Genomic DNA, 17147 nt, shown 5'->3' on the forward strand with positions numbered 1-17147 from the left:
CGGTCATGGCGGCCTACCGGTACTGCGAGGCGGTCACCGCGCTGCAGGCCCGCAACTTCAGCTACGGCATCCGGCTGCTGCCGGAGCCCAAGCGCCTCGCCATGTCCGCGCTCTACGCCCTGGCCCGCCGGGTGGACGACATCGGCGACGGCGACCTGCCCGAGGACCGCAAGGCCGAGCAGCTGCTGCGCACCCGCGAGCTGCTGGACGAGGTGCGGGCCGGCGCGGTCGGCGAGGACGACACCGACCCGGTCAAGGTCGCCCTCGCGGACGCCGCCCGGCGCTTCCCGATCCCGCTCGGCGGCTTCGACGAGCTGATCGACGGCGTCGAGATGGACCTCAAGGGCGTCGAGTACCGGACGTACGAGGACCTCAAGGTCTACTGCCGCTGCGTCGCCGGCGCCATCGGTCGGTTGTCGCTCGGCGTGTACGGCTGCGAGGACCCGGAGCTCGGCGCGCACTACGCCGACACCCTCGGCCTCGCGCTGCAGCTCACCAACATCCTGCGCGACCTGCGCGAGGACGCCGCCAACGGCCGCACCTACCTGCCCACCGAGGACCTCGTCCGGTTCGGCTGCCAGGAGGGCTTCGCCCTGCCCGAGCCGCCGGTCGGCGCGGACTTCACCGGGCTGATCGCCTTCGAGGCGCAGCGGGCCCAGCAGGCCTTCGAGGAGGGCCTGCGGCTGCTGCCGATGCTGGACCGCCGCAGCCGCGCCTGCACCGCCGCGATGGCCGGCATCTACCACCGCCTGCTCGGCCGGATCGCGGCCGAACCCGGGTCCGTCCTGCGCGGCCGGGTCTCCCTGCCGGGCTGGGAGAAGGCGTACGTGGCGCTGTCCGGGCTCGCCGGAGGGCGTTCTTGATTCTTCCGCCAGTTATGTCACGCTGTGTCAACAGGGAATCACGGGCATATGCGGTGATGTTGTCCACGGAACGACGGCGAGACCAGGGCAGGGGGTGGCACCGATGACCGCACGGACGACGGCCGAGCGGCCCACCGCCGTCGTGGTCGGCGGCGGGCTCGCCGGCATCACCGCGGCCCTGCGCCTCGCCGAGGCCGACCACCGGGTCACCCTGCTGGAGACCAGACCCCGGCTCGGCGGCCTCGCCTTCTCCTTCCGCCGCGGCGACCTGGTCGTCGACAACGGCCAGCACGTCTTCCTGCGCTGCTGCACCGCCTACCGCGGCCTGCTGGACCGACTGGGCGCGGGCCGTCTGGTGGATCTCCAGCCGCGCCTGGACGTCCCGGTGCTCTCCGTCGCCCCCGACGGCCGGCGCACCTTCGGCCGGCTGCGCCGCGCGGGCCTGCCGGTGCCGCTGCACCTGGCCGCCAGCCTCGCCGGGTACCCGCACCTCGGCCCGGCCGACCGGCTGCGCGTGGTGCGCGCCGCCCTCGCGCTGCAGGCGCTCGACCTCGCCGACCCGGCACTGGACGGGATCTCCTTCGGCGCCTGGCTGCGGCAGCACGGCCAGACCCCGGCCACCGTCGCGGCCCTGTGGGACCTGGTCGGCGTCGCCACGCTGAACGCCACCGCCGAGCAGACCTCGCTGGCGCTGGCCGCCATGGTCTTCAAGACCGGCCTGCTCTCCGACCCGGGCGCCTCCGACATCGGCATGGCCAACGTGCCGCTCGGCCGGATCCACCACGACGCCGCCCTGGCCGAGCTGGAGCACCTCGGCGTGCAGGTCCGGCTGCGCACCCGGGCGGCCGAGATCAAGCCCGCCGACCGGCACGGCGTCCGGCTGGAGGACGGCGAGCTGCTCTCCGCCGACACCGTGGTGCTGGCCGGCGCCCAGGAGTCCGCGGCGGCCCTGCTGCCGCCGGGCGCGATCCGCGACCAGCAGCGGATCGCCGGGCTCGGCCACGCGCCGATCCTGAACGTGCACGTGGTGTACGACCGCACCCTGCTGCGCCGCCCGTTCTTCGCCGCTTTGGGCTCGCCCGTGCAGTGGGTGTTCGACCGGACGGCCCATTCGGGCCTCGACGTTCCCGGCGCCCAGTACCTGGCGCTGTCGCAGTCCGCGGTGCAGGCCGAGATCGACCTGCCGGTGGCCGAGCTGCGCGAGCGCTACCTGCCGGAACTGGCCCGGCTGGTGCCCGGTGCCCGCGAGGCGGAGGTGCTGGACTTCTTCGTCACCCGCGAGCGGACGGCCACCTTCGACCCGGCCCCCGGAACCGCCCCGCTGCGGCCCGCCGCGGCCACCGACGTGCCCGGCCTGCTGCTGGCCGGTTCGTGGACGGCCACCGGCTGGCCCGCCACCATGGAGAGTGCGGTGCGCAGCGGCCACGCCGCCGCGGACGCCGCGCTCGCCCGCACCGGCCGGCGGCTGCCCGCCGACCGCGGCGACGGACGGTGGCCGCGATGACGCCGCCCCGCCGGACGACCATTGACACCGCACCACGCCTGGCGCCCACGGCGGCCGGGCATCCGCACGGAGAGGGAACGTACGTGGAGGCTCGCACCCAGGGCGTCGGCTCGGTGAAGGACACCCCGTCGGTGCTGGACCTGCTGGCACGCGGCCGGACCATGTGCACCCCGTCGCTGCGGTCCGCCGTCGCCCGTTTGGCCGCACCGATGGACACCGTCGGCGCCTACCACTTCGGCTGGATCGACCGGGACGGCCGGCCCGCCGCCGGGGACGGCGGCAAGGCCGTGCGGCCCGCGCTGGCGCTGCTGTCGGCCGAGGCGGCCGGTGCTCCGGCCGAGGTCGGCGTGCCCGGAGGCGTCTCGGTCGAGCTGGTGCACAACTTTTCGCTGCTCCATGATGATCTGATGGACGGTGACGAGACCCGGCGGCACCGGGCCACCGCGTGGACGGTCTTCGGACCGGCCCAGGCGATCCTGGTCGGCGACGCGCTCGCCACGCTGGGTACCGAGGTGCTGCTCGACGCGGCGGTCACGGGCGGTGCGACCGCCGCGGACGCCGCACGCGCCGTCCGGCTGATCACGACCGCCACCCGCAAGCTCATCGACGGCCAGGCCATGGACGTCGCCTTCGAGCAGCGCGACGTGGTGACGGTGGAGGAGTGCCTGGAGATGGAGGGCGGCAAGACCGGCGCCCTGCTCGCCGCCTCCGCCGCGATCGGCGCCGTGCTCGCGGGCGCCGACGACCGGGTCTCCGACGCGCTGCAGCGCTACGGGCACCACCTCGGCCTGGCCTTCCAGGCGGTGGACGACCTGCTCGGCATCTGGGGAGCGACGGAGGTGACCGGCAAGCCGCACTGGGGCGACCTGCGCCAGCGCAAGAAGTCGCTGCCGGTGTGCGCCGCGCTCGCCGAGGGCGGCGCCGCCTCCCGCAAGCTCGCCGACCAGCTGGCCGACCCGCAGGGCCGCGGCGAGGAGAGCGAGCAGGTGCTCGCCGCCCGCGCCGGGCTGATCGAGGAGGCCGGCGGCCGGGCCTGGACGCAGGACGAGGCCCGCCGCCGGCACCAGACCGCCCTCGCCGCACTGGACGAGGTGCCGATGACCGACGAGGTGCGCGAGCACTTCGTCGCACTCGCCGAATTCGTGGTGGTACGAGAGAGGTGACGTGAATTGACAGCAACCGCGGGCGGCCGGCTCGACCCCGAGTACGATTCCGAGCCGGTCGCGGTGGGTGACCGCCCTCCCGACCGGGTGGCCGATCGCCAGGTGCCGCTGCCGGACGGCCTCGTCCCGCCCCCCGAGGAGGAGCGGGCGGCCGACGGCCGGACTCCGGTAGGACGATCGGACGATGTGCCCGTCGAGGCGTCACTGGCCCGGGCCACCGCCCACCTGCTGTCACTGCAGAACCCCGACGGCTGGTGGAAGGGCGACCTGGAGACCAACGTCACCATGGACGCCGAGGACCTGTTACTGCGTGAGTTCCTGGGCATCCGCACCGCGGACCAGACCCGGGCCACGGCAGCCTGGATCCGCTCGCAGCAGCGCGCGGACGGCACCTGGGCGACCTTCCACGGCGGGCCTCCCGAACTGTCCACCACCGTCGAGGCGTACGTCGCCCTGAGACTCGCCGGGGACGACCCCGGCGAGGAGCACATGCGGTCCGCCGCCCGCCACGTCCGCGAGCACGGCGGCATCGCGGCCACCCGGGTCTTCACCCGCATCTGGCTCGCCCTGTTCGGCTGGTGGCCCTGGCAGCGCCTCCCCGAACTACCGCCGGAGATCCTCTTCCTGCCGAGCTGGGCCCCGCTCAACATCTACGCCTTCGGCCAGTGGGCCCGGCAGACCATCGTCCCGCTGACCGTGGTCTCGGCCCACCGCCCGGTACGCCGGGCCCCGTTCGACCTCACCGAACTGCACACCGACCCGGCCGACCCGTACCCGGCCCCGCCGCTGGCCCCGGCCGCCAGCTGGGAGGGCCTCTTCCAACGCCTCGACCGGCTGATGCACCACTACCACCGGTACGCCGTGCGGCCGCTGCGCCGCAGCGCGCTCGCCCGGGCCGGCCGCTGGATCGTCGACCGCCAGGAGGCCGACGGCTGCTGGGGCGGCATCCAACCGCCCGCCGTCTACTCCCTGATCGCCCTGCACCTGCTCGGCTACAAGCTCGACCACCCGGTGATGAAGGCCGGACTGGCCGCCTTCGACGGCTTCACCGTGCACACCGAGGACGGCAGACGCTGGCTTGAGGCCTGCCAGTCCCCGGTCTGGGACACCTGCCTGGCCACCATCGCGCTGCGCGACGCCGGGCTGCCCGCCGACGACCCGGCCGTCGTCCGGGCCGCCGACTGGATGCTCGACGAGGAGATCACCACCCGCGGCGACTGGTCGGTCAAGCGGCCGCGGCTGGCGCCCGGCGGCTGGGCCTTCGAGTTCCACAACGACACCTACCCCGACATCGACGACACCGCCGAGGTGGTGCTGGCGCTGCGCCGGGTCGCCCACCCGGAGCCCCCGCGGCTGAACGGCGCCGTGGAACGCGCCGTCCGCTGGTGCCTCGGCATGCAGTCCCGCGACGGCGCCTGGGGAGCCTTCGACGTCGACAACACCAGCCCGCTCCCCAACAAGCTGCCGTTCTGCGACTTCGGCGAGGTCATCGACCCGCCCTCGGCCGACGTCACCGCCCACGTGGTGGAGATGCTGGCCGAGGTCGGCTGCGCCGCCGACCCGCGGGCCCTGCGCGGCATCGCCTGGCTGCTCGACCACCAGGAGGAGGACGGCTCCTGGTTCGGCCGCTGGGGCACCAACTACATCTACGGCACCGGCTCGGTGCTGCCCGCGCTGGTCGCCGCCGGGATCCGCGGCGACCACCCGGCCGTCCGCCGGGCAGTGCACTGGCTGGAGAGCCGGCAGAACCCGGACGGCGGCTGGGGCGAGGACATGCGCTCCTACGACGATCCGGCCACCTGGGCCGGGCGCGGCGACTCCACCGCCTCGCAGACCGCCTGGGCGCTGATGGCGCTGCTCGCCGCCGGCGAGGCACCGGACGGCCCGGGCAGCGGCAGCGAGGCCGTGGAACGCGGCGTCGCCTGGCTGGCCCGCACCCAGCGCGCCGACGGCACCTGGGACGAACCGCAGTTCACCGGGACGGGCTTCCCGTGGGACTTCTCGATCAACTACCACCTGTACCGCCTGGTGTTCCCGGTGACGGCGCTCGGCAGGTACGTGACCGGGCGGCCGCTCGGGGCAGGAGGCGGTGACCGGTGAGAAAACGTCACTTCACCGAGACGGCCGGAGGTGTGCGATGACGGGTGAGCCCCTGCTGGTGCTGTGCGCGCTCGGGCCGGAGGCCTGGGCCCTGCGCGGCGGCGACTGGGCCGGTGCGATCGGCGGCTCGCCCGTCCTGGTCCGCACCGGGATCGGCCGCGGCCGGGCCGGGCAGGTCGTCCGGACCCTGCTCTCCACCGGCGACTACGGCGCCCTGGTGGTCGCCGGGTTCGGCGCCTCCGTCGCCCCCGGCACCGCCCCCGGCGAGGTCATCGTCGCGGACGCCGTCCGCGACTCGGAGGGCGGGCGCTTCGCGCTCGACAGCGCCCCGTCCCTCGCCAAGGCCCTGCAGGCCTGCGGTCTGACCACGCACACCGGACTGCACCACACCGCGGACCACGTGGTGCGGGGCTCCCAGCGCCGGGCGCTGCACGCCCGCGGCGCCCTCGCCGTCGACATGGAGGCCGCCGCCGTCCTCGCCGCCCGCGCCGAGACCCGGCCCGAGCTGCCGGCCGCGGTGCTCCGGGTGGTCGTCGACACCCCCGAGCGCGAGCTGATCCGGCCCGGCACCCTGCCGGCCGGCGTGCGCGCCTGGCGCGCCCTGCGGGCCGCCGTACCGGCCCTCACCGAGTGGCACCGCCTGGTCGCCACCGCAGCACCCCGTCCACCACAGCCCTCGACACTCCCGCAGGAGGCGAGTTAGCCATGGCCATGCCGCTGCGTCAGTCCGTCCGCGTGTCCACCTACCTGTTGCAGCAGAAGCTCCGGCGCCGTGAGAAGTTCCCCCTGATCGTCGAGCTGGAGCCGCTGTACGCCTGCAACCTGGCCTGCGAGGGCTGCGGCAAGATCCAGCATCCGGCCGGGGTGCTCAAGCAGCGGATGCCGGTCGCCCAGGCGGTCGGCGCCGTCCTGGAGTCGGGGGCGCCGATGGTCTCCATCGCCGGCGGCGAGCCGCTGATGCACCCGCAGATCGACGAGATCGTCCGCCAGCTGGTCGCCCGCCGCAAGTACGTCTTCCTCTGCACCAACGCCTTGCTGATGCGCAAGAAGCTCGACAGATTCACTCCTTCGCCGTACTTCACCTTCACCGTCCACATCGACGGCCTGCGCGAGCGGCACGACGCCTCGGTGGCCAAGGAGGGCACCTTCGACGAGGCGGTGGAGGCGATCCGGGAGGCCAAGCGGCGCGGCTTCCGGGTCACCACCAACTCCACCTTCTTCAACACCGACACCCCGCAGACCATCATCGAGGTGCTCGACTACCTCAACGACGAGCTCAAGGTCGACGAGATGATGATCTCCCCGGCCTACGCCTACGAGAAGGCGCCCGACCAGGACCACTTCCTCGGCGTCGAACAGACCAGGGAGCTCTTCCGCAAGGCCTTCTCCGGCGGCAACCGGCGCCGCTGGCGGCTCAACCACAGCCCGCTCTTCCTGGACTTCCTGGAAGGGAAGGTCGACTTCGACTGCACCGCCTGGGGCATCCCCAACTACTCCCTCTTCGGCTGGCAGCGCCCCTGCTACCTGATGGCCGACGGCTACGTCCCCACCTACCGCGAACTCATCGAGAAGACGGACTGGGACAAGTACGGCCGCGGCAGGGACCCGCGCTGCGACAACTGCATGGCGCACTGCGGCTACGAACCCACCGCCGTCCTCGCCACCATGGGCTCGCTCAAGGAATCCCTGCGCGCTGCCCGGGAGACCCTGGGGTCCGGCCGGATCAACTGACGTCCCGGGGGCCCGCGGCGTGCGCCCGGCGCACGCCGCGGGCCCCGGACAACAGGCGAGCCGACCGCACCGGCCGCACCCTGGACACAGACGGTCATCGCTCTCCACCGAGTCGCGAGGTGAAGCCATGTCACTCCTGTCCACCATCAAGGGGCCCGCCGACCTGAGACGCCTGCCCGCCGGCGACCTCCCCCTGCTCGCCGACGAGATCCGCGACTTCCTGATCGACGCCGTCACCCGCACCGGAGGGCATCTCGGACCCAACCTCGGCGTGGTCGAACTGACCATCGCCGTCCACCGCGTCTTCGACTCCCCGCGCGACCGCATCCTCTGGGACACCGGCCACCAGGCCTACGTCCACAAGCTCCTCACCGGCCGGCAGGACTTCAGCCGCCTGCGCGGCCGCGGCGGCCTCTCCGGCTACCCCTCGCGCGCCGAGTCCGACCACGACCTCATCGAGAACTCGCACGCCTCCACCGCGCTCGGCTACGCCGACGGCATCGCCAAGGCCAACCAACTGCTCGGCCGCACCGACCGGCACACCGTCGCCGTCGTCGGCGACGGCGCGCTCACCGGCGGCATGGCCTGGGAGGCCCTCAACAACATCGCCGAGGCCGACGACCGACCCCTGGTCATCGTGGTCAACGACAACGAACGCTCCTACGCCCGCACCATCGGCGGCCTCGCCCACCACCTCGCCACCCTGCGCACCACCCGCGGCTACGAACGCTTCCTCGCCTGGGGCAAGGAGGCCCTGCAGCGCACCCCGATCGTCGGCCAGCCCATCTTCGGCGCCCTGCACGGCGCCAAGAAGGGCTTCAAGGACGCCTTCGCCCCGCAGGGCATGTTCGAGGACCTCGGCCTCAAGTACGTCGGCCCGATCGACGGCCACGACATCGGCGCCGTCGAACAGGCACTGCGCCGCGCCAAGCGCTTCGGCGGCCCCGTCATCGTGCACTGCATCACCGAGAAGGGCCGCGGCTACCGCCCCGCCGAACAGGACGAGGCCGACCGCTTCCACGCCGTCGGCGCCATGGACCCGTACACCTGCCTGCCGGTCTCGCCCTCCCGCGGGACCTCCTGGACCTCCGTCTTCGGCACCGAGATGGTCGAACTCGGCAGGGAACGGGCCGACGTCGTCGCCGTCACCGCCGCCATGCTCCAGCCGGTCGGGCTCGCCGACTTCGCCGCCGCCCACCCCGACCGCACCTTCGACGTCGGCATCGCCGAACAGCACGCCGTCGCCAGCGCCGCCGGCCTCGCCACCGCCGGACTGCACCCGGTCGTCGCCGTCTACGCGACCTTCCTCAACCGGGCCTTCGACCAGGTGCTGATGGACGTCGCCCTGCACAGGCTGGGCGTCACCTTCGTCCTCGACCGGGCCGGCGTCACCGGCAACGACGGAGCCTCCCACAACGGCATGTGGGACATGTCGATCCTCCAGGTCGTCCCCGGCCTGCGGCTCGCCGCCCCGCGCGACGCCGAACAGCTGCGCACCCAGCTCCGCGAGGCCGTCGAGGTTCCCGACGCACCCACCGTGCTGCGCTTCCCCAAGGGCGACCTCGGCCCCGGCGTGCCCGCCCTGGAACGGGTCGGCGGCGTCGACGTGCTGCACCGCACCGGGCCCGCGCCCGAGATCCTGCTGGTCGCCGTCGGCGCGATGGCCCCCGCCTGCCTCGACGCCGCCGCCCTGCTGCTCGCCGAGGGCTTCACCGCCACCGTCGTCGACCCCCGCTGGGTGAAGCCGGTCGACCCCGCCCTGGTCGACCTGGCCGCCGCCCACCGGCTCGTCGTCACCGTCGAGGACAACGGCCGCACCGGAGGCGTCGGCGCCGCCGTCGCCCAGGCCATGCGCGACGCCGGTGTCGACACCCCGCTGCGCGACCTCGGCGTCCCGCAGGAGTTCCTGGCGCACGCCGGCCGCGGTGAGATCCTCGAGGAGATCGGACTCACCGGCACCGGCGTCGCCGCCCAGACCGCCGCCCACGCCAAGCAGCTGCTACCGATCCGAGGAGCGAACCAGCACCATGCCGGCTGACCGTCCCACCGGGGGCCTCGACCTCGCCGCCCTGCTCGCCGACCGCGCCACCGAGCGCTACGAGCTGCACGCCAAGTACCTCAACCCGCAGCTGCCCCGGATGCTGCACACCATCGGCTTCGACAAGTACTACGAGCGCGCCGAGGGCCCGTACTTCTACGACGCCGACGGCAACGAGTACCTGGACATGCTGGCCGGGTTCGGGATCTTCGCGCTCGGCCGGCACCACCCGGTGGTGCGCGCCGCCGTGCAGCAGGTGATGGACCTCGGACTGCCCGACCTCACCCGCTTCGACTGCGCCCCGCTGCCCGGCCTGCTCGCCGAGCGGCTGCTCGCCGAAGCCCCCGGCCTGGACCGGGTGTTCTTCGGCAACAGCGGCACCGAGGCGGTCGAGACCGCGCTCAAGTTCGCCCGCTGCGCCACCGGCCGGCGGCGGATCCTCTACTGCGACCACGCCTTCCACGGCCTGACGGCGGGCTCGCTCTCGGTCAACGGCGAGAGCGGCTTCCGCAAGGGCTTCGAGCCGCTGCTGCCGGACACCGCGGTGCCGCTCGGCGACCTCGGCGCGCTGGAGAAGGAGTTGAAGAAGGGCGACGTCGCCGCACTGATCGTCGAACCGATCCAGGGCAAGGGCGTGCACGCCGCCCCGCCCGGCTGGCTGTACGCCGCGCAGGAGCTGCTGCACGCCCACAAGGCGCTGCTGATCTGCGACGAGGTGCAGACCGGCATCGGCCGCACCGGCGACTTCTTCGCCTACCAGCACGAGGAGGGCGTGCGGCCCGACCTCGTCTGCGCGGCCAAGGCGCTCTCCGGCGGCTACGTGCCGATCGGCGCGACCCTCGGCAAGGACTGGATCTTCGACAAGGTGTACTCGTCGATGGACCGGGTGCTGGTGCACTCCGCCAGCTTCGGCTCCAACGCGCAGGCGATGGCGGCCGGCCTCGCCACGCTCCACGTGATGCGCGACGAGCAGGTGGTGGCCAACGCCCGGAAGGTCGGCGACCTGTTCCGCGGCCGGCTCGCGGAACTGGTCGACCGGTACGAGCTGCTGGCCGACGTGCGGGGCCGCGGGCTGATGATCGGCATCGAGTTCGGCCGGCCCAAGTCGCTGAAGCTGCGCACCGGGTGGACGGCGCTGCAGGCCGCCCGCAAGGGGCTGTTCGCGCAGATGGTGGTCGTGCCGCTGCTGCAGCGGCACCGGATCCTCACCCAGGTGTCCGGCGACCACCTGGAGGTGATCAAGCTGATCCCGCCGCTGATCATCACCGAGAAGGAGGTCGACCGCTTCGTCGACGCCTTCACCGAGGTGATGGACGAGGCGCACCGCGGCAGCGGCCTGATGTGGGACTTCGGCCGCACCCTGGTCAAGCAGGCGGTCGGCGGGCGGTGAACTCCGCGCCCTGACCCGACCGCTCAGCGTGGTGGTTCGATCTCGGTGAAGGCGCCGCCAAGGAAGCGGGCGTCGACGCCGTCCGGCTCCGGTTCGCCGTGTTCGGCGATCACCTCGGCGGCGTACGCCTCGGCGTCGTCCTGCGGTTCGTAGCCGAGCGCCCGGGCCGGGCCCAGGTCCCACCAGGCGCGGGTGTTGGCGCTGATGCCGTTGACCACCACGTGGCCCTCGACGGGGGCGGTGAGGGCGGCGTGCACCAGCCGGGCGCAGTCGGCGGGGCTGAGCCAGGTGGAGAGCATCCGGGTGGAGCGCGGCTTCGGGAAGCAGGAGCCGATCCGGATCGAGACGGTGTCGATGCCGTACTTGTCGGCGTAGAGCTGGGCCAGGCCCTCGCCGAACACCTTGGACAGGCCGTAGTAGGTGTCGGGCCGGGGCGGCACGTCGGTGCCGATCAGGCCCCGGCCGCCCGGGCCGAGGCCGTGCAGCGGGGTGAAGCCGACGGCGTGGTTGGAGCTGGCGAAGACCACCCGCCGCACCCCCTCCAGCCGGGCGGCCTCGTAGAGGTGGTAGGTGCCTTCGACGTTGGCGCCGAGGATGCGGGCGAAGGTGTCCTCCCGCGAGATGCCGCCGAGGTGCACGACCGCCTCCACGCCGCGGACGGCCGCGCGGACGGCCCCGGCGTCCCGCAGGTCGAAGGCGAGGGCGTCCGGGGCGTCCGGGACCGGTGCGAGGTCGGCGAGCCGGAGGCGGTGGCCGTACGCGGGCAGCAGCTCGCGCAGCATGCTGCCGACGCCGCCGGCCGCGCCGGTGAGCAGGACGGTCCGTGGCATCGTCAGTCCGTGGTGATCGTGTGGCGCTTGACGTGGTCGAGGTCGAGGTGGTCGCCGAGGCCCGGCCGGTCGGGGAGCCGGACGGTGCCATGCTCGTCCATCGCGTCCACGATCGTGCGGAGGTGCGGCGGCGCGGCGTCGAAGTCGGTGTGCGGGTGGAGCAGCCCGCGTTCGTACCGGCGGTTGTCGGTGGTGGCGCCGGGCAGCGAGAGGGCGGCGGAACCGTTGCCGTGCACCTCGCAGTCCATGCCGAAGGCCTCGGCGGGGTGCGGGGTGAGGACGGCCGGGGTGATGCCGCCGACGTCGGCCCGGGTGCTGGAGTTCGCCGACGGGCCGGTGCTGCCCGACCCGGCCCGCACCCTGCCGCTCGCCGCGCCCCAACGGCGGCCCGGCACCGTGCCCGCGGCCGACCCGCCGGTGGTCGCCGGGCTGGGCGGGCCCCGCCGCGGGCCGTCCCGGGCGCCGACGAACTACGGCTCCACCACGCGGGCCCGGCCTCCGACGCGGACCTGGCGGCGGTGCGGCTGCTGCGGCCGGCGGGCTGACACGCACGCGGGCCCCGACCGGAGGACGATCGGGGCCCGCGGCTGTCGACGGGTCAGATGCGGGTGCACAGGCCCGAGGCCTGCACGGCGGCGAGGATCTTCTCCGAGACCTCCGGGCCGAAGCCCTTCGGGTGCGCGGCGGAGGTGAAGGTGCTGCCCGCCACCTCGACCAGCCTGGCGTGGTCCTTCGGGTAGTTGTAGACGGCCTGGCACTGCTTGCGGGCCGCCTCCACCGTCTTCGCCGGCCCCGCCGAGACGATGTCCGGGTCCAGCGCCTTCAGCGCCGCGACCAGCTTGGCGGCGGTCGCGGAGTCCGGCTCGGCGGGCAGCCCGGCGTTCGACGGCGGCGCGGGCTTGGCGCCGGCCGGCGTGCCGGCCGCGGCGTCGCCGGAGGCTGCGGCCCCGGACGCGGCGGGGGCGGCGGAGACCGCCGGGGCGGCGGAGGCGGGTGCGGCGGGGTCGGCCTTCGACGCGGAGCCGGTGGAGCCGGAGCATCCGGCCAGCCCGATCACGGCGGCGGCCGCGACGGCCACGGTGAGGGAACGTGTGCGCATGGCGGACAGACTGTCATGCCCGCTGCGATCGGGGGAGGGGTGGACCGGGATCGGGCCGTCGGACGGGCCCGCCCCGCGCCGGCCGATCCCTCCACGGCGAGCTCGGCAGCCTCAATCCCGTCGTCGTCACCGAGCGGGCCGCCGCCACCCGCGCCGAGGAGATCGGCGCCGGACTCGCCGGATCGTTCACCCCCGACAACGACAGCTCTGCGTCAAGCCCGGCCCGGTCCGCGTCCCGGCCGCCGATCCCGGCGCCGAGAAGGCCGTGGTGGTCGCCGCCGCGCAGGCCCCGGCCGCCCCGATGCGCGATCCGCGGATGCGCGCGGCCTTCCTGGAGGGCGTGCGCGAGCACGCCGCACTCCCCGAGGTGGAGGCGCTGCTCGCCGCCGGGGCGGCGCCCGCCGACGGTGCACCGCTCGCCGTCCGGCCGGGCGTGCTCGCGGTCGCCGCCGCCCGGCTCGCCGACCTGCTGCTGGAGGAGTGCTTCGGCGAGCCCTGACGCCCCGCGGCGAGCGCCGGGCCGGGCGTCACAGCTCGGTGCGGCGGCGCCGGACCACCACGTACAGGTCCACGGCGGCGAACACCGTCAGCACCCCGGAGAGCACCGCGAAGCCCGTCAGCGCACCGCTGCTCGGCAGGTCGGAGCCGGTGCTGCGGGAGGCCCAGAGCGCGAACCCGGCCGTCATCGCCACGAACACCGGCAGGAACATCACCGACAGCAGGAAGCGCAGCTTCAGATCGCTGCGGGCGGTCGCCGGCTCGGTGCCGCTGCGCCAGTACCGGGGTGTCCTCGCCGGACGCATGGCGCTCACCTCCAGCCCCCCTTCCAGGGTAGGCCTGGGGTCAGCGCCCGGTGCGGCGGGCCGGGCCGTGGTACAGCGCGGTGATCCGGCGGTCCGCGGCGTCCACCAGCGGCTCGGCGAGCGGCAGGGCGAGCAGCACCAGCAGGCCGGCCGTCCAGCCGGCCACCACGTCCGAGATCCAGTGGGTGCCGAGGTAGACGGTGGTGAGGCCGATCGACGCCGCCGTCAGCCCGGCCAGCACCGCCCCGGTGCGCCGCCACCGCACCGCCAGGTAGGCGAGGACGCCCCAGGTCACCACCGCGTTGGCGGTGTGCCCGGACGGGAAGATCGTTCCTCCGGCGAACAGCTCGGGGGAGTCGATGACGTGCGCGTAGTGCGGGCCGAGCCGACCGGTGACGATCTTGACGCCGCCCACGGTGATGTTGAGGAGCAGCAGGGCCGCGCCCATCACCAGCAGCGGCCGCACGGTCCGGCTGCGCCAGGAGCGCCAGCCGAGCCAGAGGCAGGCGGCGATCGCGGAGGGGCCGCGCTGGCCCGCCACGATCCACACGTCGAGCAGCGGCCGCACCTCGGGCCACCGCTTGTACGGCTTGAGCAGCTCCAGCCACCAGTCGAAGCGGACCAGGGCGGTGTCGGCGAGCACCCCGACCACGACCGCCGCGTACACCAGCGCGGTGGCGGCGATCAGCAGCACGCGCCCGCGGCCGATCGGCGCCCGGGCCGGCTCCGCCGGCGGGACGGCCGCGGACCGCCGGTCGAGGGGGGATTCGGTCAGGACTCGCACCCCAGAGACCCTACCCGCTGCACCGCGGCGGTCCGGGCCGGGCCGGGACCGCCGGTTCCCCCGCCGGAGCCGCGGCGGCGGAACGCGAGGGGCCCCGCGGACGCGGGGCCCCTCGGCGGCGGCGGTACGGACTCCAGGTCAGGGGAGCAGGCGCTCCACGGCGACCCGGCCGTACTTCTGGAGGTCCTGCCGGGCCTTCTCGATGAGCTCCGGCGTGGGGGTGCGGCCGGAGGCCATCACCAGGTCCTCGGGGTCGACGGGGTGCTCCGCCCCGGTGTGGAGCAGGTGGTCCGGGGTGGGCATCGATCGGCTGTCAGTGGACTCGGACATGGAGGCCTCCAGTGGTACGAGTGCCGGCCGTGCCGTCGGCGACCGGCCGGCTGCGGCTCCGCGGCCCTCCTCGGGCAGCGGACGTCTGCTACCGAGTGTGGACCATCGGAGGGCCTGTGCGCACTGCGACGCTCGGGCTTCTTCCGTACCTGCGGCGACCGGGACGTCCGCGCCGGTCGCCGCGGTGCGGTCCGCAGCACCCGTCCGCGGGTCAGTCGAGCGGGCCGCCGGCCACGTACACGACCTGGCCGGAGACGAAGCCGGCGCCCTCGCTCGCCAGGAAGGAGATGGTGTGGGCGACGTCCTCGGGGGTGCCGACCCGGTTCACCGGGATCTGGGTCGCGGCGGCCTGCTTGAACGCCTCGAACTCCATGCCCACCCGGGCGGCGGTGGCCGCGGTCATGTCGGTGGCGATGAAGCCGGGGGCGACCGCGTTGGCGGTGATGCCGAACTTGCCGAGCTCGATCGCCAGGGTCTTGGTGAAGCCCTGCAGACCGGCCTTCGCGGACGAGTAGTTGGCCTGGCCGCGGTTGCCCTGGGCGGACGAGGAGGAGAGGTTGACGATCCGTCCGAAGCCGGCGTCCACCATGTGCTTCTGCACCGCACGGGTCATCAGGAAGGCGCCCTTGAGGTGCACGTTCATGACGGTGTCCCAGTCGGACTCGGACATCTTGAAGAGCAGGTTGTCGCGGAGCACGCCGGCGTTGTTCACCAGCACCACGGGGGCGCCGAGTTCGGCGGCGATCCGGTCGACGGCGGCCTGCACCTGCTCGGCGTTCGAGACGTCGGCGCCGACGGCGAGCGCACGGCCGCCCGCGGCCACGACGGCGTCCACGGTCTGCTTGCCCGCGGACTCCTCCAGGTCGACCACGGCGACGGCGTAGCCGTCGGCGGCCAGGCGCAGGGCGGTGGCGGCGCCGATGCCGCGGGCGCCACCGGTGACGACGGCGACCCGGGTGGCGGGGGACTGCTCGGTCATGCTCGTACTCGTCTCTCTCGGAGGGGAGGGAGGCCGGCACCGGGGGCGGCGGCCTCCCCGCGCGCCCCGGCCGGTGAGCCCGGGGCGAAAGGTGGTACACAGCGCGCTGCGGCGACACCCTACCGGCGGGTAGTCTCGTGGGCCAGGGTGTAGAGCCGCAGGTGACGGAGGGTGAGGGCGGGCAGCGGCCGGACGGGCGAAACCCGACCTGTCGTGGGCCCGACAGATGGCGGAAATATGCCAACTTTGCCGAACATGCGACTACTATCAGCCCCTGCCTGCCAGGGCGGCTGAACCGTTTGTATAGTGTGCGCCAGCAGCCACCGGCTGCACGGCTGACGCGCCCTCCCACACAGCGGGACGCTTACTCGCCGTTACTGCCCCGCTCGGGTGTCCCACACACACCGAGCGTGACACCGGGACGGATTTCATGGTGCTGGGGGAGATCCCGACAACCCGAGTGGCTGGTCGACTGCAGCAGTCGCCCGGCCACCTCATCCGAGTGGCCCAACAGGTGCACACCCGCTTGTGGTCCGAGCACGTCGGAGCCGATCTGACGGCTCCGCAGTTCGCCGTGCTCCTCGCGCTCGCCCTCGAGCCCGGTGCCGATCAGCGCACCGTGGGCGAACGGGCCTCGCTGGACAAGGCGACGATGGCCGAGATGGTGGCCCGACTCGTCCGACGCGGCCTGGTGCTGCGCCGGCGCGACCCGGCCGACGGCCGGCGCAAGCTGCTGGCCCTGTCTCAGAACGGCGCCCAGGCGGTCCGCGAGGCCACCGGCGGAGTCGTCCGCGTGCAGCGGACGCTCTTCGAGCCGCTCACCCCCGACGAGCAGATCGAGATCGTCCGGGTCATGGCCAAGATAGCCCGGCTGGAACCGGCCGCGGTCGCGGCGCTGACCGACGCGCGCCCGCTGCTCGACGCCCAGCGGGCGATCGGCTACCTCATCCGGGTGGCCCAGCAGGTGCACACCAAGCTCTGGTCCGACAAGGTCGGCGCCGAGCTGACCGCGCCCCAGTATGCGGTGCTGGAGGCGTTGGAGACGGAGCCGGGTGCGGACCAGCGCACCGTCGGCGAACTCGCTTCGCTCGACAAGGCGACGATGGCCGAGATGGTCAGCCGGCTCGTCCGGCGCGGCCTGGTGCTCCGCCGCCGCGACCCCTCGGACGGGCGGCGCAACCTGCTGTCGCTCTCGCCCGCCGGGCAGGACCTCCTGCACCGGTCGGCGGCCGGCGTGCGCGAGGTGCAGGAACTGCTCCTCGCCCCGCTGGAGCCCGAGGAGCACGAGCAGGCACTGGCCCTGCTCGCCAAGACCGCTCGGCTGTAGCCGGCGGAACGATTCGGCAGTTGCGCGGCCCGGCCGCGCAATCGCCCGAGGGCCGTCACCTGTGCGGAGTGACGGCCCTCGGGCGTACCGTACGGCGGCCGGCCCCCCCCCCCGGGGGGGGGGGGCCCCCGTAGGGCCCGGCCCCGCGCACGTACAAGAGAAACCCAGGGAAAGGGAAAAGGGAGGGGAGGGAGAGGTTTTTGGTA

At 74.0% G+C, this 17147-nt stretch carries 17 protein-coding genes; 10 read left to right on the forward strand and 7 right to left on the reverse strand.

Annotation, left to right across the window (positions count from 1 at the left end; genetic code table 11):
• Positions 1-5: 5 nt before the first annotated feature.
• The 8 genes from hpnD (at position 6) to AB0442_RS28890 (ending at position 10789) form a co-directional block, all read left to right on the forward strand.
• Positions 6-863: a presqualene diphosphate synthase HpnD gene (gene hpnD, locus AB0442_RS28855; RefSeq protein WP_366166475.1), complete on the forward strand. Its 858-nt coding sequence runs from the start codon at positions 6-8 to the stop codon at positions 861-863.
• A gap of 103 nt (positions 864-966) precedes the next feature.
• The gene (hpnE, locus tag AB0442_RS28860) at positions 967-2367 is read left to right on the forward strand and encodes a hydroxysqualene dehydroxylase HpnE (protein WP_366166456.1); all 1401 of its coding nucleotides are present in this window, start codon (positions 967-969) and stop codon (positions 2365-2367) included.
• 161 nt (positions 2368-2528) lie between these two features.
• Positions 2529-3530 (forward strand): polyprenyl synthetase family protein, encoded by a 1002-nt coding sequence (locus AB0442_RS28865; RefSeq protein WP_366166476.1) that lies wholly within the window; start codon positions 2529-2531, stop codon positions 3528-3530.
• Positions 3531-3716: 186 nt separating this feature from the next.
• Positions 3717-5630, forward strand: a complete 1914-nt coding sequence (gene shc / locus AB0442_RS28870; RefSeq protein WP_366166478.1) for a squalene--hopene cyclase — start codon at positions 3717-3719, stop codon at positions 5628-5630.
• A gap of 37 nt (positions 5631-5667) precedes the next feature.
• On the forward strand, positions 5668-6333 hold the full coding sequence (locus AB0442_RS28875; RefSeq protein ID WP_366166458.1) for a 1-hydroxy-2-methyl-2-butenyl 4-diphosphate reductase: 666 nt from the start codon (positions 5668-5670) through the stop codon (positions 6331-6333).
• A gap of 2 nt (positions 6334-6335) precedes the next feature.
• Entirely contained in the window at positions 6336-7361 is a 1026-nt protein-coding gene (gene hpnH, locus AB0442_RS28880; protein WP_263106172.1) for an adenosyl-hopene transferase HpnH, read from the forward strand.
• A gap of 127 nt (positions 7362-7488) precedes the next feature.
• Complete coding sequence (gene dxs, locus AB0442_RS28885; protein ID WP_363550362.1) at positions 7489-9399, forward strand: 1-deoxy-D-xylulose-5-phosphate synthase; 1911 nt, start codon at positions 7489-7491, stop codon at positions 9397-9399.
• Positions 9389-10789 (forward strand): aspartate aminotransferase family protein, encoded by a 1401-nt coding sequence (locus AB0442_RS28890; RefSeq protein WP_366166460.1) that lies wholly within the window; start codon positions 9389-9391, stop codon positions 10787-10789. Before dxs ends, AB0442_RS28890 begins: the two co-directional genes overlap by 11 nt.
• A 23-nt stretch (positions 10790-10812) precedes the next feature.
• On the opposite strand, the gene AB0442_RS28895 is transcribed toward AB0442_RS28890, so the two are convergent.
• The 3 genes from AB0442_RS28895 to AB0442_RS28905 all read right to left on the reverse strand — a co-directional run bounded on the left by AB0442_RS28895 (position 10813) and on the right by AB0442_RS28905 (position 12718).
• Complete coding sequence (locus AB0442_RS28895; RefSeq protein WP_366166480.1) at positions 10813-11625, reverse strand: NAD(P)-dependent oxidoreductase; 813 nt, start codon at positions 11623-11625, stop codon at positions 10813-10815.
• On the reverse strand, positions 11622-11978 hold the full coding sequence (locus tag AB0442_RS28900) for an enolase C-terminal domain-like protein (RefSeq protein WP_366166482.1): 357 nt from the start codon (positions 11976-11978) through the stop codon (positions 11622-11624). Before AB0442_RS28900 ends, AB0442_RS28895 begins: the two co-directional genes overlap by 4 nt.
• A gap of 239 nt (positions 11979-12217) precedes the next feature.
• Positions 12218-12718, reverse strand: a complete 501-nt coding sequence (locus tag AB0442_RS28905; RefSeq protein ID WP_366166462.1) for a hypothetical protein — start codon at positions 12716-12718, stop codon at positions 12218-12220.
• Between the two features lie 265 nt (positions 12719-12983).
• Between AB0442_RS28905 and AB0442_RS28910 the strand changes: the two genes are divergently transcribed.
• Positions 12984-13217 carry a hypothetical protein gene (locus tag AB0442_RS28910; protein WP_366166464.1) on the forward strand — a complete coding sequence of 78 codons (234 nt, stop codon included), beginning with the start codon at positions 12984-12986 and terminating at the stop codon, positions 13215-13217.
• A gap of 28 nt (positions 13218-13245) precedes the next feature.
• Here AB0442_RS28910 and AB0442_RS28915 read toward each other — a convergent pair whose 3' ends face one another.
• The 4 genes from AB0442_RS28915 to fabG all read right to left on the reverse strand — a co-directional run bounded on the left by AB0442_RS28915 (position 13246) and on the right by fabG (position 15614).
• A complete protein-coding gene (locus AB0442_RS28915) occupies positions 13246-13521 on the reverse strand; it encodes a DUF6343 family protein (protein WP_359984347.1) in 276 nt (91 codons plus the stop codon).
• Positions 13522-13561: 40 nt separating this feature from the next.
• Entirely contained in the window at positions 13562-14305 is a 744-nt protein-coding gene (locus tag AB0442_RS28920; RefSeq protein WP_366166466.1) for a phosphatase PAP2 family protein, read from the reverse strand.
• 138 nt (positions 14306-14443) lie between these two features.
• Positions 14444-14635: a hypothetical protein gene (locus tag AB0442_RS28925; protein WP_030272071.1), complete on the reverse strand. Its 192-nt coding sequence runs from the start codon at positions 14633-14635 to the stop codon at positions 14444-14446.
• Positions 14636-14846: 211 nt separating this feature from the next.
• The gene (gene fabG, locus AB0442_RS28930; RefSeq protein WP_366166468.1) at positions 14847-15614 is read right to left on the reverse strand and encodes a 3-oxoacyl-ACP reductase FabG; all 768 of its coding nucleotides are present in this window, start codon (positions 15612-15614) and stop codon (positions 14847-14849) included.
• A 526-nt stretch (positions 15615-16140) separates the two neighbouring features.
• On the opposite strand from fabG, the gene AB0442_RS28935 reads away from it, so the two are divergent.
• Positions 16141-16941: a MarR family winged helix-turn-helix transcriptional regulator gene (locus AB0442_RS28935; RefSeq protein WP_344621827.1), complete on the forward strand. Its 801-nt coding sequence runs from the start codon at positions 16141-16143 to the stop codon at positions 16939-16941.
• Positions 16942-17147 lie beyond the last annotated feature (206 nt).

The sequence above is a fragment of the Kitasatospora sp. NPDC085895 genome (assembly GCF_040702125.1).
Taxonomy (GTDB): Bacteria; Actinomycetota; Actinomycetes; order Streptomycetales; family Streptomycetaceae; genus Kitasatospora; species Kitasatospora arboriphila.

Coding starts and splice junctions, on each gene's coding strand:
- AB0442_RS28905 (WP_366166462.1), bottom strand. CDS start 12,718: ATGCGCACACGTTCCCTCACCGTGGCCGTCGCGGCCGCCGCCGTGATC.
- hpnD (WP_366166475.1), top strand. CDS start 6: ATGGCGGCCTACCGGTACTGCGAGGCGGTCACCGCGCTGCAGGCCCGC.
- AB0442_RS28875 (WP_366166458.1), top strand. CDS start 5,668: ATGACGGGTGAGCCCCTGCTGGTGCTGTGCGCGCTCGGGCCGGAGGCC.
- dxs (WP_363550362.1), top strand. CDS start 7,489: ATGTCACTCCTGTCCACCATCAAGGGGCCCGCCGACCTGAGACGCCTG.
- AB0442_RS28865 (WP_366166476.1), top strand. CDS start 2,529: ATGTGCACCCCGTCGCTGCGGTCCGCCGTCGCCCGTTTGGCCGCACCG.
- AB0442_RS28925 (WP_030272071.1), bottom strand. CDS start 14,635: ATGTCCGAGTCCACTGACAGCCGATCGATGCCCACCCCGGACCACCTG.
- AB0442_RS28915 (WP_359984347.1), bottom strand. CDS start 13,521: ATGCGTCCGGCGAGGACACCCCGGTACTGGCGCAGCGGCACCGAGCCG.
- AB0442_RS28890 (WP_366166460.1), top strand. CDS start 9,389: ATGCCGGCTGACCGTCCCACCGGGGGCCTCGACCTCGCCGCCCTGCTC.
- hpnH (WP_263106172.1), top strand. CDS start 6,336: ATGGCCATGCCGCTGCGTCAGTCCGTCCGCGTGTCCACCTACCTGTTG.
- fabG (WP_366166468.1), bottom strand. CDS start 15,614: ATGACCGAGCAGTCCCCCGCCACCCGGGTCGCCGTCGTCACCGGTGGC.
- hpnE (WP_366166456.1), top strand. CDS start 967: ATGACCGCACGGACGACGGCCGAGCGGCCCACCGCCGTCGTGGTCGGC.